The following is a 13616-nucleotide window of genomic DNA, read 5'->3' on the forward strand; positions in this document are numbered from 1 at the left end:
ACTCGTTGTTCACTCCGGCGGCACTGCGCCCGTGCGGCTGGTGATCAGCCCGTAATGCTCGATCCGCCGATGCCTTGCGAAATCGAAGATCGTCTGCTTGCCGAACCTCGTCGCATCGAGATCGCAGGGTGCGACCAGCACCTCGTCGCCTTCCGTCACCGCCTCCGCGACGATCTCGCCGTCGGGATTGACGATCAGGCTGCCGCCGATCAGGTGATGACCGTCCTCGACGCCGGCCTTCGCGACCGCGACGACCCAACACGAGTTGTGATAGGCGCCGGCCTGCGCGGAGAGCCGGTTGTGGAACAGGCGCTGCTGCAGTCCCTCGGCCGATTTCAATGAGTTCACCGACGGCGTGTTATAGCCAATCAGCACCAGCTCGACGTCCTGCAGCCCCATGACGCGATAGGTCTCCGGCCAACGGCGATCGTTGCAGATCGCCATGCCGATAATGCCATCGAGACTGCGCCAGACGGGAAAGCCGAGATCGCCCGGCTCAAAATAGCGCTTCTCCAGATGCTGGTGGCTGCGCTCCGGCTCGAACTCCTCGTGGCCGGGCAGATGCACCTTGCGATACTTGCCGACGATGTTGCCGGCGCGGTCGGTGAGAACTGCCGTGTTGTAGTGGTGCCCGTCCGGTGTCAGCTCGGCATAGCCGAGATACATGGCCATCTGATGCAGCGCGGCGCGATCGAACAGCGGCTGCACGGCCGCATTGGGCATCTCGCGCTCGAACCAGCTGTCGACTTCGGCCTGATCCTCCATGTACCAGCGTGGAAAAAACGTGGTCAGCGCCAGCTCCGGATAGACGATCAGGTCGGCGTCCTTGCGCTTGGCCTCGTCCATCAGTGCGATCATGCGCGCGACGACCGCCTCGTGGCTGTCAGCGCGCTGAATCGGTCCCATCTGGGCGGCGGCGACGTTGATCACGCGCATTGCAGAACTCCTATCCGGACTCCGACGTCATTGCGAGCGAAGCGAAGCAATCCAGGGCTACACGAGGACTCTGGATTGCTTCGTCGCTTCGCTTCCCGCAATGACGAATGTGGCGACAGCGTCATGCAACACCCCTCATCGTTTCACCCCGGCCGGTACAGCACCGGCCGCATCCGCGAGAACGACGGCCGGCCGCGCTTGAGGCCCCAGAGCGGCTGCGCCAGGGTCGCCACGGCCTCGGTCGGCGTCGCCGCATCGATGCAGACGAGATCGGCCGGCGCGCCGACCTCGATGCCGTAGTCATCGAGCCGCATCAGCCGCGCCGCGTCGTGCGTGACCATGTCGAGACACCCCGCAAGATGATCCGGCCGCGAGACGTGGCAGACGTTGGCGTAGAGGTTCGCCATCCGGATCAGCGAGCCGTCGCCATAGGGCGTGAACGGGTTCAGCACGTTGTTGGTCGAGAGCGAGCAGGTCACCCCTCGCGCGCGCAGCGGCTCCAGCGGGACCACGCCGCGCGGGATCGCATGATCGTGCCGGCGCCCCATCAGATGCAGGTCGGTCGAGGGCAGCACGGTGACTGCGACGCCGGCATTGGCGAGCTGCGCTGCGATCGCGTCGAAACGCTCCGGCGGCAGCAGCGACAGCTGCGTGACATGGCCGACCGCGACGCGTCCGCCCCAGCTGTATTCCTCCGTCTTGCGGCAGACATATTCGATCTGCATGTGATCGAGCGTCTCGGCAAGATCGAGATGCATGTCGATGTCGACGTCGTGGTCACGCGCGATCGCGAAGATGCGGTCGATCTGCGCCGGCGGGTCGGTGTCGAAATACGGGGCGGCGCCGATGGTGCGTGCGCCGCGGCGCAGGCCCTCGATCAAGAGCTCCTCGGTGCCCGGATAGTTGGTGAGCCCTTCCTGCGGAAACACGCAGATCTCGAGGTCGAGCGCCCAGGCATAGTCGCGCGCGAGCTGCTGGATCGCCTCGAAGCCGATGAAACCGATGCCGGGATCGAGCTCGACATGGGTGCGCATCCGCATCGTGCCGTGGCTGACGCAGCGTTCAACGGTCCGCTTCGCCCTGTCATAGACATCGTCGGCCGTGAAGTTGCGCTTGGCGGCCGCAGTCTCGCGCACCGCCTCTGCCACAGTCCCTTCCCTGATCGTGCAGCGGTCGAGGATGCAGGTCTTGTCGAGATGGATGTGCGTCTCGATGAAGCCGGGCACGACGAGGCAGTTCTCGGCATCGCGCTGTTCGCCGTCGGCCTGCAATGACGGCGCGATCGCCACGATGGTGCCGTCGGAAATCCCGATATCGGCCCGGCGCAGCTCACTGTGCTGCGCCAGCACCGCATTGCGAATGATCAGGTCCATGCCGCCGTTGCCGTCGAGAATTCCAGATGCGCGCCAAGCTGGCGGCGTCGCCTGCAAAAGGCAAGCGCCATGCCAGGGCCTGACGCCGCGGGACCGCCGACCGGGATCCGAAACCATTCGTTTACAAATAACCGGCCACCCGGGACCACTTGTTTGGCGGGGAAAAACTGCTATATTGGTGCATGGAAAACGTGAACGCGTTCTGCTCAGGCCCGTCGTCAAGGCGGGCCGTTGCCGTTTTGGGGGTGGCTGTCCGATGACTCGCTCCAACCGTACGGATCACATCCGCCTGACCTCGCACCCGGTGCCAGGCGCCAAGCATAATTTCCCGCTCCACTGGGGCGCCGAAAGCGCACGCGAGCGCGGACCCGTGATCGGCACGGTATCACGTCCGCAGGACCGCAACGTGATCGGCAGCCATGGCGGTTCCTACACGGTCTACCGCGCGCTCGCGGTATCATCCGGTGCGCTCGATCCGATCCGCCGCCCCGATCTCACCAACACCCATCCCGCCGCCACGATCGGCCCGTTCGCGCAGTGGCGAGATCCGGCGAAGATCGTCGCGCTCGATCCCTGGGGTCATCTGGTGGCCGAGAATTTCGGCGGCGAGATCGCGGAAGGAATCGATATCCGGCCGACGATCGCCGTGACCAAGGCGCGGATCGAGCTTCCTGAGTTGCATGCGGCGCTCGCGGCCAAGCGCCTCGTTCATGACGGCGACGTCGTGCATGCCAATGGCAGCGTCTCCGTGGTGAAGATCGCGATCGACCCGGTGTGGTACCTGCCCGGCGTGGCCGCGCGCTTCGGCACCAGCGAGACCAGTCTACGCCGCGGCCTGTTCGAGCAGACCGGCGGCATGTATCCGGAGCTGGTGACCCGGCCCGACCTGCAGGTATTCCTGCCGCCGATCGGCGGCACCACGGTCTATCTGTTCGGCGACGTCGACAAGCTCAATGACAGCCGGACGAAGATCACATGTCGCGTGCATGACGAGTGCAACGGCTCCGACGTGTTCGGCTCCGACATCTGCACCTGTCGCCCGTATCTGATCCACGGTATCGAAGAATGCGTCGCGGCCGGGCAGAACGGCGGCCTCGGCATCATCGTCTACAACCGCAAGGAAGGCCGCGCGCTCGGCGAAGTGACGAAGTTCCTGGTCTACAATGCGCGCAAGCGCCAGGAGGACGGCGACGCCGCGGCGGCCTATTTCGAGCGCACCGAATGCGTCGCCGGCGTGCAGGATGCGCGCTTCCAGCAGTTGATGCCCGACGTCATCCACTGGCTCGGCGTCAAACGCATCGACCGCTTCATCTCGATGAGCGACATGAAGCATGACGCGCTGGTGGGCCAGGGTGTCGACATCGTCGAGCGCGTGCCGATCCCCGACGAGCTGATCCCGGCGGATGCCCATGTCGAGATCGCGGCCAAGAAGGCCGCCGGCTATTTCTCGCTGGAGCCGCAGAAGCCCGAGGCGCTCGGCGACACCGTCGGCCGACCGCTCGAAAAGTACTAGCGCAGCGGCTGATCATGACCGACGTTTCATATCTCCTGTCCGCCCGCGCAGTGCGCGAGCGGGCGCATCAGCTGCTTGCGCTCGGTCTCGCCGACAAGCTGCCGCACTTCCGCATCGACCTCGCAAAGCTCGATGCGATTGCCGACCTCGTGCTCGACGTGACCCGCAGGGCCTATCCCGGTGGCGAGGTGCCGTTCCACTCGCGCTGGCGGCATTTCGTGGTCGGCGGTGTCGATCGCTGGGCCGCGATCGCCGACAATGTGAATTGGCCGGATGCGGCTTCACGGGCGCGCGCCGAGTTCGATCTCGCCATCACCAGCGTGCTGCTCGACGCCGGCGCCGGCGCGGCGTGGCGCTATCGGGATGCCGTGACCGGCGCGCGCATCGGCCGCTCCGAAGGGTTGGCACTGGCGAGCCTCGACATGTTCGCACGCGGTGCGTTCTCGGCCGATGCAAGCCATCCGCTGCGGGCCGACGCCGCGAAGCTGCAGCACACCATCGTCGCCGATCTCGAACGCGGCTTCCAGGTGAGCGCCGACAATCCGCTGGTCGGACTCGAAGGCCGCGTTGCGCTGCTGCGCCGGCTAGGCGAGGTCACGGCTGCAAAGCCGGATATCTTCGGTCGGAAGGATACCCCACGTCCCGGCGGTCTGTTCGATCAGCTCGCCGCCGGTGCGACCGGCGGCCACCTCCAGGCCGCCGACATTCTGCAGCAGGTGCTGCTGCAGCTCGGCCCGATCTGGCCGTCGCGGCTGACGCTGCAAGGCATCGCGCTCGGCGACTGCTGGCGCCATGCTTCCCTGGTCACCGATGACGCGACCAGCGGTCTCGTCCCATTGCACAAGCTGTCGCAATGGCTGAGCTATTCGCTGATCGAACCGCTGAAGCGCGCCGGCCTCGTGGTCGAGAACATCGACGGCCTTACGGGACTCGCCGAATACCGCAATGGCGGCCTGTTCGTCGACGGCGGCGTGCTGGTGCTGCGCGATCCCGCCGATGCCGCGCGGGCGCATGCCGTTGATTCCCTGCTGGTGGTGGAATGGCGCGCGCTGACCGTCGCCCTGCTCGATCGCCTGGCCGCGCTGATCCGCCAGCGCACCGGCCAGACGGCGGAACAGCTGCCCTTGGCGCGCATCCTCGAAGGCGGCAGCTGGGCCGCCGGCCGCAAGCTCGCCTTCGCCCGCCGCCCGGACGGCTCGCCGCCGCTGACCATCCTCAGCGACGGCACGGTGTTTTAAGAGGTGTTTGGCAGCCTTGCTTCATAACAGCCGACGTCATTGCGAGCGAAGCGACTTGTCCGCCATAGCCCGAAGGGCGACGGCGGAAGCAATCCAGAGCCCGGAAGAAAGTCTGGATTGCTTCGTCGCTTCGCTCCTCGCAATGACGCAATTCATAAGTTGCGCGTAGGGTGGGCAAAGCGCAGCGTGCCCACCATTCCAAGCTGAGCTAGTATCAGGTGGGCACGGCGCTTCGCGCCTTTGCCCACCCTACGCTTCGGAGATGAAAGCCATGGAAGGCGTCACGGTCGTCGATCATCCGCTGGTGCAGCACAAGCTGACCTTGATCCGCGACAAGTCGATCTCGACCAAGTCGTTCCGCGAGCTCTTGAAGGAGATCGGCATGCTCCTGTGCTACGAGGTCACGCGCGACCTGCCGCTCACGGAGGTCGAGATCGAGACGCCGCTGGCGCGAATGCAGTCGGCCAAGATCGCCGGCAAGAAGCTGGTGTTCGTGCCGGTGCTGCGCGCCGGCGTCACCTTCGTCGACGGCATGCTCGATCTGGTGCCGACCGCCCGCGTCGCCCATATCGGCCTGTATCGCGAGCCGCAGACCTTCACCGCCGTCGAGTATTTCTTCAAGGCGCCGTCCGACCTGCACGAGCGCCTCGCCGTCGTGGTCACGCCGGTGCTCGCGACCGGCAACAGCGCAGTCGCCGCGGTCGACCGGCTCAAGGAGCGCGGCGCCAAGGATATCCGCATGGTCTGCATGATCGCGGCGCCCGAGGGCGTCGAGCGCGTCCGCGGCCTGCATCCCGATGTCGCACTGTGGACCGCCGCGATCGACGACGGCCTCGACGACGACGCCTTCATCGTCCCCGGCCTCGGCGACGCCGGCGACCGCGCCTACGGCACGCGGTAGCAGCATTCAGCCGGCGAATGCGGCCTCCGCCTCCGGCAGCGCCCAGATCCTCTCGATCGCGGCAGTCCCTGCGGCGGTGATGGCAGCCTCGTCACCGTGGAGATAGCGGCCGTCGTGGATCAGCAGCCGGCCGTCGATCATCACCTGGTCGATGTTGGCGCGGTTCGCGAGCGCGATCAGGCCGCGGCGCGGGTCGTGTAGCGGCTGAAGATGTGGATGCGTCATGTCGACGACGGTGAGGTCGGCGGTCGCGCCGGGCGCGATGACGCCGAGATCGTCGCGCTTGATCATGGCGGCGGCCGTCGTGGTGACGGCGTCGATCAGTTCCGGCGCGCTCGCCGTCTCGGCGCTTCCCAGCGCGATCTTCGAGATCATCGACGCCGCGTTGAGCTCGCCGAGCAGATCCATGTTGTAGCCGTCGGTGCCGACCGCGGTGCGGACGCCATGCGCGGCGAAGCGGCCGAAGGCGGCGGTGACTCCGGCGCGCGCGAACACCCGCGGGCAGTTCAGCACGCCGGCACCACGCGCCGCCATCAGCGCAAGGTCCGCATCGGTCGACGCGTGGCAATGCGCCGCCAGCAGATCGGGTCCGAGCAGGCCGAGCCAGTCGAGATATTCGGCCGGGGTGCGGCCGCCATGGCGCTGCGCGATCGTCGCGACCTCGCCCGCGCTCTGCGCCATGTGCGTGGTGATGGGAACGCCGAGCTCGCGCGCCCGGCTGGCAGCCGCGCGCAACAGATCCGGTCCGCAGGTATCGGTCGCGTGCGGGCTCATCGCAAGACGAATGCGGCCGTCGCCCTGGCCGTGCCAGCGCTGATGGAGCGCATTCCAGACCGCCATGTCGGCCTCGCCGTCATCGCCGGCGTAAGTCACGACGCCGGAGGCATCCGCCTTGGCATCGCCGGTCGAGAACAGATAGGGCGCGCCATAGAAGCGCAGGCCCATCTCGAGAGCCGCATCGAACAGCTCCAGGATCGTGTTGCGGAACGGCTCCATCACCGTGGTGGCGCCGCCCTTCAGGAGCTGCAACACCCCCATGCGGCCGATCGCCAGCCGCTCCTCCACCGAAAGGATCTCGGCCCCGCGCTTGGACAGCGGCAGCAGCACGGTGTAGACGATGCTCTTGTTGTTGCGCCGGCCGTTGCCGTCCTCGGTGAGCGTGCGTGCGATCGCCTCGCTGAAGATGTGGTTGTGCAGGTTCAACAGGCCCGGCAGCACGAAGCGACCCGGACGATCGAACATCTCGTCCGCCGCCGGCCGATCACGCGTCACGGCCGCGATGCGCCTGCCCTCGACCAGCACCCAGTGATCGCGCAGGACGTCCTGCGCGCCGTCCTTGCGCGTCAGCACGTAGCTGCCGAAGATCGCCGTCGTACTCATGCGTCCTTCGCTTCCGCCGCCTCATGGCGCTGGTAGTTCGCCGCGATCTCGGCTCCGGTCGTGATCCACACGTCCCGGCACGATTTGGCGTAGGTCAGGAACTCGCGCAGCAGCCGGAAGCGCATCGGCCGGCCCGAGACCTGCGGATGCAGCACGGTCGTCACCATCGCGCCCCAATCGCGGACTTCGTCCAGCTCATCCTTCCACATCGACAGCACGTGCTCTTTCGGAAAGATCGAGCGCGGCGAGAACCGCGCCGACAGGCCGTGCATCCAGTCGTCATAGCTCGCGGTCACCGGGATTTCGATCGTGCCCGGCGAGCCGGAGGCCAAGCGATGGCGATAGGGCCTGACGTCATCGCGGAACGAGGAGGTGTAGACGATGCCCTGGCGCACCAGCGCTGTCAGCAGCTCCTCGCAGAACTCGCCGAACGGCGCGCGGTAGCCGATCGGCCGGATTCCGAGCCGGCGCTGGATCGCCTCGAAGCCGCGCTCGATCTCCTCGACGATGAAGGGATCGCCGGGATCCGGCAGCAGATGGTGATAGCCGTGATGGCCGATCTCGTGGCCCGCCTTCAGCACCGCTTCCGCCATCGCCGGATGCGCATCGACCGCCCATCCCGTGATGAAGAACGTCGCCTTGAGATCGAGCTCGGCGAGCAGCTCGAGAAGCTTCGGCGTGCCGACGCGCGCCTCGAAGCCGCCGAAGCTCATCGTGACCAGACGCGCCGCATGCGCGGGATCCTTCGAGGTCCAGGCGCTCTCGGCGTCGATGTCGAACGAAAGGAACATCGCCGCTCTGTGCGGCGCAGGCCATGGATAGTCCGGCGCCGGCGGCGCGGTGTTGGCGGGAACGACCGGGATTCCCGCGAGCGCCTTACTGTCCAGCATTGATCAGCACCTTCTCGATTCCATTGTCGCTCAGCTTCCACTTCGCCAGCAGCGCCTTGTAGCTGCCGTCGGCAATCAGGCCCTCCAGCGCGGCGCGCAGCGCCTCGCGCAGTTCGTCCGCCTTCACCGGCGTCGCCAGCCCCGTATATTGGTACGCGATGGGCGTGCCGACCGGCACGTAAGTGTTCGGCTCGAGATCCATGATGTAGGGCAAGGTCTCGTTGCCCTGCACGGCGGCGTCGATGCGGCCCTGCTTGAGCTGCGTGCGGGCGTCGGCCGAGCCCTCGGTGCCGACGAACTCGATTCCGCTCGCGCCGCAGTTCTTCTCGCTCCAGGCGGCGATGTCCTTCGGGAACATCGTGCGCCTGGAGGCGCCGACCCTCTTGCCGCACAGCGCCGTCGGCTCCTTGAACTCGCTGGCGCGCGAAGCCTGCACGAAGAATCGCGGACCGCTGCGCAGGTAGTCGATGAAGGTCGCGGTATCCTGCCGGCTCTTGTAGTCGGTCATGCCGGTCAGGATGATGTCGAAACGCTGCGTGGCGAGGCCCGGCATCAGCTGGTCGAAGCTGGTCTCCTGCCACACCGCGTTGACGCCGAGCTTCTTGGCCAGCGCCTCGCCGAGCTCGACGTCGAAGCCGGTCAGGGTCGCGGTGGCCGGATCCTTGAACTCCATCGGCGGATAGTTCGGCACCACCGCGATGCGCAGGCCGTTCTGCTTGATCTCGGCCGGCAGCTCGGCGGCGAGAGCCGCGCCCGCCACGGCCGCGCTCATGAGCCCAGCCAACACGATCGACTTCAATTCCATCACCTCACCCCACTTCAGCTGCCAGAAATGCCTTGGTCCTCGCCTCGCGCGGCGCACGCAGCACCTCGCCGGCCGGACCACTCTCCACGATCACGCCCTGGTCCATATAGACGACCCGGTCGGCGACCTCGCGCGCGAAGCCGAGCTCATGCGTGACGACCAGCATGGTCATGCCGGACCTCGCCAGCTCCTTCATCACACCGAGCACCTCGCCGACCAGCTCCGGGTCGAGCGCCGAGGTCGGCTCGTCGAACAGCACCAGCCGCGGCTTCATTGCGAGCGCGCGTGCGATCGCCACGCGCTGCTGCTGACCGCCGGACAGTTGCGCCGGATAGGACTGCGCCTTGTCGGCAAGGCCGACCCGGCGCAGCAGCGACAAGGCCTCGTCCTTCGCCTCGGCAAGCCTGCGCCTCTGCACCTGCACCGGCCCCTCGATCACGTTCTCCAGCGCCGTCATGTGCGGGAACAGGTTGAAGCGCTGGAACACCATGCCGCAGGCGAGGCGTTGCCGCGCGATCTCGCGCTCCGACAGCCGATGCAGCCGGCCGGCCGTCTCGTGGAAGCCGAGCAGCGTGCCGTCGAGCCAGATGCCGCCGCTGTCCGCCGTGGCCAGCTGGTTGACGCAACGGAGCAAGGTGGTCTTGCCGGAGCCGGATTGCCCGATCAGGCACACCACCTCGCCCTCGAAGACATCGAGCGAGACCTGCTTGAGCGCCTGGAATTCCCCGAAGCGCTTGCTGACCTGACGGATGGCGACGAGCGGCGTCATCAGCGCCCCCGCGCGATGCCACGGGCAAAACGATGTTCGAGCAGCATCTGCAGCGGCGTCAGGACCGAGACCACGAGCAGATACCAGAGGCCGGCGACGATCAGGAGCTCGATGACGCGCGAATTGGCGTAGTAGATGTTCTCGGCCGAGTGCAACACCTCCGGATACTGGATCACGCTGGCGAGCGAGGTCGCCTTGACCAGACCAATGAACTCGTTGCCGAGCGGCGGGATCACCACGCGCATCGCCTGCGGCAGGATGATCCGGCGCAGCGCCTGCAGCCGTCCCATGCCGATCGCCTGCGCCGCCTCGTATTGCCCGATGTCGACCGACAGCAGCCCGGCTCGCATCACCTCCGAGGTGTAGGCGCCCTGGTTGATGCCGAGCCCGAGCAGCGCGGCCAGGAACGGCGTCATCACGTCGACGGCGCGCGCGCTCCACAGGCCGGGAATGCCGATGGTCGGAAACACCAGCGCGAGGTTGAACCACAACAACAACTGGAGGATCAGCGGCGTACCGCGAAACAGCCAGGTGTAGCCGGCGGCGACCGACCGCAGCACCGGATTGGGCGACAGCCGCATGATCGCGACGACCACGCCGAGCGCGATGCCCAGCGCCATCGCCGCGACAGCCATGACCATGGTGTTGACGATGCCGCGCAGGATCACCGGCGCGGTCACGAAGCGTTCGACGTAAGACCATTCGATCTGGCCTCTGGCGAAGGCGCGGCCGATCGCCAGCAGGATCACGACAATGACGGCAGCCGTAAGCCAGCGGCCCCAATGCGCCTTGCGCGCGATCCTGTGCGCCGACAGGTCGGGAAAGCCATCGGCCAGTACGTCGGCGCGGCTCATTGCGGCGCCGCGTTGAGCATCGGCTCGCGCACCGCATTGGCGCCGAGACCCCATTTGTCGAGAATGGCCTTGTAGCTGCCGTCGGCGACCATCGCCTTGAGCTGTTCGGTCACGACCTCGCGAAAGCCTGCATCGTCCTTGCGGAACATGATGCCCTGGTAGCCGAAGACGATGGGCTCACCGACGATGCGATACTTGCCGGCCTCCTGCGACTGCGCATAGGGCAAGGTCTCGCTGCCCTGCACGGCGGCATCGATGCGGCTCTGCTTGAGCTGATTGCGGACATCGATCGAGTTCTCCCCCGGCACATATTGCGCGGCAGGCTTGCCTGCGGCCTCGCAATTGGTCTTGCTCCATTTCTCGATCTCCTGCGGGAAGCTCGTCGAGCGCGTGGTGCCGATCTTCCGGCCGCACAGATCGGTCGCGACCTTGGCATCGCTCTCCGCCAGCACGAAGAACTGCGGGCCGGTGACGAGATAGTCGACGAAGTCGGCGGTCTCGCGCCGCGAGGCACGGTCGGAGATGCCCGAGATGATGAAGTCGGCGCGCCGGGTCTGCAGCGAGGGAATGAGTTCGGCGAACGGCGTCTCGCTCCACACGATCTTGACGCCGAACCGCTTCGCCAGTTCGTTGGCGAGATCGATGTCGAGCCCCTTCAGCTCGTTGGTGGCGGGGTCGTGATATTCCATCGGCGCGTAGGTCGAGTTGACCGTGAGCTTGAGCACGCCAGCCTGCTTGATCTCAGCGGGCAGCTCCGCGGCCCCCGCCGGAGCAAGCGAGGCGAGGATGACGAAACCTGCGAACAACGAACGGCGCATCCTGCAACTCCCCACGTGAACGGCTAATCGACCACGACCGGCTCGACGGCGCCGGCGCGCTCGGTGATGAGCCTGTACTGATCCGGCCGGCGATGCGCCGCGAAGTTGAACATCTTGTCCTTGCCCTGGCGGCACAGATCGGGGTCGATGTCGGCTACGACGACCTCGTCGGCGAGCGTCTTCGCCCGCGCCACGATGCAGCCATTGGGATCGACGATGCAGGAGCCGCCGATCAGCCCGCTGCCGTCCTCGTCGCCCGCCTTTGCGACCGCGATCGCCCACGTCGCATTCATGTAGGCGTTGGCCTGCGCCACCAGGGTCGAATGGAAGGTACGCAGCGAGGCATCCTCGGTGTTGCCGCCATTCGGATCGTAGGCTGCGGAATTGTAGCCGACGCAGACCAGCTCGACGCCCTGCAGCCCGAGCACCCGCCACGATTCCGGCCAGCGCCGGTCGTTGCAGATCATCATGCCCATGATGGCGCCGCCCCACTCGCGGCCGGCGCGCACGGCCGGAAAGCCGAGATCGCCATAGCTGAAATAGCGCTTCTCCAGCTGCTGATACTTGGCACTCGGGCGCGGCTCGACGGAGCCGGGCAGATGCACCTTGCGATATTTGCTGATGATCTCGCCGTCGGGATCGACCAGGATGGAGCTGTTGAAGCGGCGTCCGTCCGGTGTCAGCTCGGCATAGCCGACATAGAAGCCGACGCGAAGCGCCCGCGCCCGGTCGAACAGCGCGGCAACAGACGGGTTCGGCATCGCGCGCTCGAAATAGCTGTCGAGCTCATCGCCTTCGAGGATCCAACGCGGGAAGAAGGTCGTGAATGCGAGTTCCGGAAACACCACCAGCTTCGCGCCCTGGGCGGCCGCCTGTTCCAGGAGCCCGATCATGCGCGACAGCGTGTGCCCGCGGCTGTCGGCGCGCTGGGTCGGCCCCATCTGGGCGGCGGCGGCGCGGAAGATACGGCTCAAAACTCTGCCTCCGATCTGTGCGTCATGCCTTTCCAGCAGGCGGCAGCACCGCCCTCTGCGACGCGCAAGAGAAGCATCAATGAAGCGAAACCGGCGCAGGAATTGCAACCAGTCGGGACGACCTCGGTCTATGATATTTTGGCCGAGACCATCACCCGGGCTAATAGGGCGACCATGCCATGAACCTGCGCCAGTTGGAGATCCTGCGGGCGGTCATCCGCCACCACACCACGGTCGCTGCCGCCGAGGAGCTCGCGCTGTCGCAGCCTGCGATCAGCAATGCGCTGAAGGCGATGGAGGCGCAGGCCGGCTTCACCCTGTTCGAGCGCGTCAACAACCGGCTGTTCCCGACACCCGAGGCGATGACGCTCTATGAGGAGAGCGAGGCGATCTTCACCCTGCACGCCCGGCTGGAAAACCGCGTGCGTGACCTGCGCGAGCAGAAGACGGGTCATCTGTCGATCGTCGCCACGCCGCCGCTCGCCTACAGCATCATCCCGCCGACCTTGTCAGGCTTCCTGCGGCGCCGGCCGCAGACGCGGATGTTCTTCGACGTGCGCCGCTACGAAGGCATCATCGAGGGCGTGCTCGGCAACGTCGCCGAGCTCGGCTTCGCGCTCGGACTGTCCGATCATCCCGGGATCGCCCATGAGGTCGTGCATACCGGGGAGATGGTGTGCGTGATGCCGGCCCGGCATCCGCTTGCCGAATGCGACGTGATTTCAGCGCGGGATCTCGCCGGCTTCCCGCTGATCGGCCTCGAACGCGGCACGCGCCTCGGCGAAGCCGTGCGCGAGAGCTTCCGGCAAGCCGATGCCGACTTCCAGCCGACCGTCGAAGTGCGTTACTGCAACACGGCCTGCGTGCTGGCTTCGACCGGCGTCGGCGTCGCCGTGGTCGATCCATTCTCGCCGCGCCAGGGCGCGCATGATCTCGTGGTACGGCCGTTCACGCCGAGCACCAAAGTCTCGGCCTATGTGCTGTGGTCGGAGGCGCGGCCGCTGTCGAACCTGGCGAAGACGTTTCGCAGCGAGGTGCGAAACGCGAGCCGCAGTCTTGCGGACGGCCTCGACGCGATCGGGGCTCCGAGCCTCGCCGCTTCCGCGCAGCGCGGCTGAGCTTGCCGATCGGCATGCGTCCATCAAACCCGTGGACGTATCGTTTG

General features: G+C 66.6%; 13 protein-coding genes. 4 read left to right on the forward strand and 9 right to left on the reverse strand.

What is annotated here, in order from left to right:
* Positions 1–9: 9 nt before the first annotated feature.
* Positions 10–936: an N-carbamoyl-D-amino-acid hydrolase gene (locus ACQR0U_RS24515; RefSeq protein ID WP_434842884.1), complete on the reverse strand. Its 927-nt coding sequence runs from the start codon at positions 934–936 to the stop codon at positions 10–12.
* Between the two features lie 143 nt (positions 937–1079).
* A complete protein-coding gene (locus ACQR0U_RS24520; RefSeq protein ID WP_434842883.1) occupies positions 1080–2309 on the reverse strand; it encodes an amidohydrolase family protein in 1230 nt (409 codons plus the stop codon).
* Positions 2310–2565: 256 nt separating this feature from the next.
* Between ACQR0U_RS24520 and ACQR0U_RS24525 the strand changes: the two genes are divergently transcribed.
* The 3 genes from ACQR0U_RS24525 to upp all read left to right on the forward strand — a co-directional run bounded on the left by ACQR0U_RS24525 (position 2566) and on the right by upp (position 5961).
* Positions 2566–3822, forward strand: a complete 1257-nt coding sequence (locus ACQR0U_RS24525) for a GTP cyclohydrolase II (RefSeq protein ID WP_315827063.1) — start codon at positions 2566–2568, stop codon at positions 3820–3822.
* Positions 3823–3836: 14 nt separating this feature from the next.
* On the forward strand, positions 3837–5060 hold the full coding sequence (locus tag ACQR0U_RS24530; RefSeq protein WP_316226398.1) for a URC4/urg3 family protein: 1224 nt from the start codon (positions 3837–3839) through the stop codon (positions 5058–5060).
* Between the two features lie 271 nt (positions 5061–5331).
* Positions 5332–5961 (forward strand): uracil phosphoribosyltransferase, encoded by a 630-nt coding sequence (upp, locus tag ACQR0U_RS24535; protein ID WP_231327004.1) that lies wholly within the window; start codon positions 5332–5334, stop codon positions 5959–5961.
* Positions 5962–5967: 6 nt separating this feature from the next.
* Here upp and ACQR0U_RS24540 read toward each other — a convergent pair whose 3' ends face one another.
* Genes ACQR0U_RS24540 through ACQR0U_RS24570 form a run of 7 tightly spaced genes read right to left on the reverse strand, consistent with a single transcriptional unit; the run spans position 5968 to position 12451 of the window.
* Complete coding sequence (locus tag ACQR0U_RS24540) at positions 5968–7341, reverse strand: amidohydrolase family protein (RefSeq protein ID WP_434842882.1); 1374 nt, start codon at positions 7339–7341, stop codon at positions 5968–5970.
* The gene (locus tag ACQR0U_RS24545) at positions 7338–8231 is read right to left on the reverse strand and encodes a polysaccharide deacetylase family protein (protein ID WP_315750305.1); all 894 of its coding nucleotides are present in this window, start codon (positions 8229–8231) and stop codon (positions 7338–7340) included. Before ACQR0U_RS24545 ends, ACQR0U_RS24540 begins: the two co-directional genes overlap by 4 nt.
* Positions 8218–9036, reverse strand: a complete 819-nt coding sequence (locus ACQR0U_RS24550; RefSeq protein WP_315717750.1) for an ABC transporter substrate-binding protein — start codon at positions 9034–9036, stop codon at positions 8218–8220. Before ACQR0U_RS24550 ends, ACQR0U_RS24545 begins: the two co-directional genes overlap by 14 nt.
* Before the next feature lie 4 nt (positions 9037–9040).
* A complete protein-coding gene (locus ACQR0U_RS24555) occupies positions 9041–9808 on the reverse strand; it encodes an amino acid ABC transporter ATP-binding protein (RefSeq protein WP_316167722.1) in 768 nt (255 codons plus the stop codon).
* Positions 9805–10659, reverse strand: a complete 855-nt coding sequence (locus ACQR0U_RS24560; protein WP_315717751.1) for an amino acid ABC transporter permease — start codon at positions 10657–10659, stop codon at positions 9805–9807. The genes ACQR0U_RS24555 and ACQR0U_RS24560 overlap by 4 nt, the downstream gene beginning before the upstream one ends.
* Positions 10656–11477 (reverse strand): ABC transporter substrate-binding protein, encoded by an 822-nt coding sequence (locus ACQR0U_RS24565; RefSeq protein WP_434842881.1) that lies wholly within the window; start codon positions 11475–11477, stop codon positions 10656–10658. The genes ACQR0U_RS24560 and ACQR0U_RS24565 overlap by 4 nt, the downstream gene beginning before the upstream one ends.
* 23 nt (positions 11478–11500) lie before the next feature.
* Entirely contained in the window at positions 11501–12451 is a 951-nt protein-coding gene (locus ACQR0U_RS24570) for an N-carbamoyl-D-amino-acid hydrolase (RefSeq protein WP_434842880.1), read from the reverse strand.
* 179 nt (positions 12452–12630) lie between these two features.
* Here ACQR0U_RS24570 and ACQR0U_RS24575 point away from each other — a divergent pair, with 179 nt between their 5' ends.
* Positions 12631–13569 (forward strand): LysR family transcriptional regulator, encoded by a 939-nt coding sequence (locus tag ACQR0U_RS24575; RefSeq protein ID WP_434842879.1) that lies wholly within the window; start codon positions 12631–12633, stop codon positions 13567–13569.
* The last annotated feature ends 47 nt before the right edge of the window (positions 13570–13616 follow it).

Source organism: Bradyrhizobium sp. HKCCYLRH3097 (assembly GCF_051167875.1).
Taxonomy (GTDB): Bacteria; Pseudomonadota; Alphaproteobacteria; order Rhizobiales; family Xanthobacteraceae; genus Bradyrhizobium.

What these genes read in the sequence shown, in the direction of transcription:
- ACQR0U_RS24550 (WP_315717750.1), bottom strand. Translation starts at nt 9,036, where the DNA reads ATGGAATTGAAGTCGATCGTGTTGGCTGGGCTCATGAGCGCGGCCGTG.
- upp (WP_231327004.1), top strand. Translation starts at nt 5,332, where the DNA reads ATGGAAGGCGTCACGGTCGTCGATCATCCGCTGGTGCAGCACAAGCTG.
- ACQR0U_RS24565 (WP_434842881.1), bottom strand. Translation starts at nt 11,477, where the DNA reads ATGCGCCGTTCGTTGTTCGCAGGTTTCGTCATCCTCGCCTCGCTTGCT.
- ACQR0U_RS24515 (WP_434842884.1), bottom strand. Translation starts at nt 936, where the DNA reads ATGCGCGTGATCAACGTCGCCGCCGCCCAGATGGGACCGATTCAGCGC.
- ACQR0U_RS24545 (WP_315750305.1), bottom strand. Translation starts at nt 8,231, where the DNA reads ATGCTGGACAGTAAGGCGCTCGCGGGAATCCCGGTCGTTCCCGCCAAC.
- ACQR0U_RS24575 (WP_434842879.1), top strand. Translation starts at nt 12,631, where the DNA reads ATGAACCTGCGCCAGTTGGAGATCCTGCGGGCGGTCATCCGCCACCAC.
- ACQR0U_RS24530 (WP_316226398.1), top strand. Translation starts at nt 3,837, where the DNA reads ATGACCGACGTTTCATATCTCCTGTCCGCCCGCGCAGTGCGCGAGCGG.
- ACQR0U_RS24525 (WP_315827063.1), top strand. Translation starts at nt 2,566, where the DNA reads ATGACTCGCTCCAACCGTACGGATCACATCCGCCTGACCTCGCACCCG.
- ACQR0U_RS24560 (WP_315717751.1), bottom strand. Translation starts at nt 10,659, where the DNA reads ATGAGCCGCGCCGACGTACTGGCCGATGGCTTTCCCGACCTGTCGGCG.
- ACQR0U_RS24540 (WP_434842882.1), bottom strand. Translation starts at nt 7,341, where the DNA reads ATGAGTACGACGGCGATCTTCGGCAGCTACGTGCTGACGCGCAAGGAC.
- ACQR0U_RS24520 (WP_434842883.1), bottom strand. Translation starts at nt 2,309, where the DNA reads ATGGACCTGATCATTCGCAATGCGGTGCTGGCGCAGCACAGTGAGCTG.